3 protein-coding genes are annotated in these 2091 nt (G+C 59.8%); all 3 read left to right on the top strand.

Going from position 1 to position 2091, the window contains the following annotated elements:
- The coding region (locus tag JCM10550_RS16475; protein WP_172673960.1) for an Ig-like domain-containing protein at window positions 1-405 on the top strand (405 nt) is incomplete at its 5' end.
- Window positions 406-416: 11 nt separating this feature from the next.
- Entirely contained in the window at window positions 417-1787 is a 1371-nt protein-coding gene (locus JCM10550_RS16470) for a hypothetical protein (RefSeq protein ID WP_062400720.1), read from the top strand.
- A gap of 2 nt (window positions 1788-1789) precedes the next feature.
- Window positions 1790-2091: hypothetical protein (locus JCM10550_RS16465; protein WP_218185278.1), on the top strand; the 302-nt coding region annotated here is incomplete at its 3' end.

Raw genomic sequence — 2091 nt, 5'->3', positions numbered from 1 at the left:
GATCTGACCTTCACCTGGGCCAGCAGCAACGAGACCGTCGGCACCGCAAATGCGACCGGCTTCTTTACCGCCGGTGCTCCGGGTGTGACCACCCTCACCGCCACAAACGACACCATCTCAGGATCCGCTGACATCACCGTCATCTCCACCGAAGGACTGCCCTCCGTGCATATCATCAAATATGCCGCGGACGGCACGACCATTGCAGGCGAGGCTACGGTCACCACCCGGTGGATGGAACGCCACCTCACCGTCTACGGCGGCGAGAACGGCACCGAACTCCACTTCCAGGGCCCGGTCTTTGAGGATGCCTGGAATGACGCTCATCCCGGTGTAGCTATAACTTCTGGGATCCTGAAGAGAGCGTCAATGCCAACCCCCCCGGAAAGATCAATGAAGTCGTAAAAGGCACGTCAGTGCGTGACCTCTGTGACCTTGCAGGCGGTGCCTCGGAGGGCAATGAAATTAAATTCATTGCTACGGACGGCTACTCCACCAGTCTTTCCTACTCACCTATCTATGAACCCCCCCAGACCCGGCAGGGAGAGGCCATTCTTGCATGGTGGTCCGAAGAAAAAGGTGATACTCCTGCCTACAGTGACGGCCCCCCCCGTCTCTTCTTCATGGCAGACGACGGTATCTTCGGCAACTGGGACATGCACGAGTGCATTGAAGAACAGAACTGGCACCACTATGAAGGCATGCCCGCGGCTGCAGGCATCTCTGCTGCCAAGGTTGGAACCATCGAAATTCTGCCGGAATCCAGATCCGACTGGACCCTGACCCTCAACGGCGCCATCTCAGAGACCATCGACCGTGCCGGGTTTGAACACGGCGTTGTCTGTGCCGACTCCAAACACAAGGCCACCTGGACCGACGGCGACAACCTCTGGTCCGGTATGCCGCTCTGGCTGCTCTGTGGCTGGGTCGACGACGAGAACACCCACGGACCGTTCAACGACGAACTCGCCGCAGCAGGCTACACCGTCACCGTCATCGACTACGGCCCGGACAACGTGGCAGGCACCGATGACGACTACAGCGTAGAACTTGCCAGTGCCGATGTGGCACGCAACAACAACATGATCGTCGCAAACGAAAACCACGGCAAACCCCCCCTTTCCGAGAGTGGGGGGGATAAACCGCAATGGCCGCTCCGGCTTGTCGGCAGCGACCTTGCCAAAGGCCAGATGATCAGCAGCATCGATGAAATTCAACTCACCAACTTCCCGGTACCCGTGGTAGAAGGCGACATGACCCTCTCCCTCCGGGACGGCTGGAACTTCGTCTCCACCCCCAAGAACCTCGCAGCGGGTAACAACACCGTGGCCATCTTCGGGGGGGATGTGGACGTTGCCGGACACTCCATCTATGCATACAGTCCGGAAGAAAGCTGGCAGCAGATGACCGGCACTGACGCATTCAGTCCGCTGGACGGTATCTGGCTCTACTCGAACGGCACTGCCCGTGTCTCGTTCACCTTCGACACCGAAACCCTTGAGACCCCTCCGGTAAAACGTCTCAGTGCTGGCTGGAACGCCGTCGGGTTCTCTGACACCACCGCGGCGCCCGCAAAGGACGCACTCATATCCGTAACCGATGACTGGGCCATCCTTCTGGGATTCGACGCAGGCACACAGGCATACACCACTTCCGTCATCAACGGCGCAACCGGCTCCCACGCAGACACGCGGGAGATGCAGCCCGGCGATGGCTACTGGCTCTTTATGAGGCGGATGGCACCCTTGCGGCCATCAGCGCCTAAATTTTTTGGAGGCACACGATAATCATGGACTACAAAACAATCATTGCCGTCCTCCTCGTCTTCGCCTTCGTGGGCGGCGTCGCAGCAGAGGACAGTTTACCGCTCCTTCCGGACGAGTTTCGGGGGGGGAGTGTCACCATCAACGGCAACCCCGCAGCGGTGGGGGGGACCGTGCTCACCGCTCTTATTGATGGCGAGGTGCGGGGGGGCACCGTCACCACCACCGAGACAGGCATCTACGGCGGTCTCGAACTGGACGACCGCAGACTCATCGTCACCGGCTATGACGGCGAGGTCGGTACGACCATCACCTTCACGGTCGGCGG

This window comes from Methanogenium cariaci JCM 10550, from assembly GCF_001315945.1.
GTDB classification, from domain to species: domain Archaea; phylum Halobacteriota; class Methanomicrobia; order Methanomicrobiales; family Methanomicrobiaceae; genus Methanogenium; species Methanogenium cariaci.
Note: the sequence above shows the minus strand (reverse complement) of the source record. Positions and strands in the feature narration are given on the sequence as shown.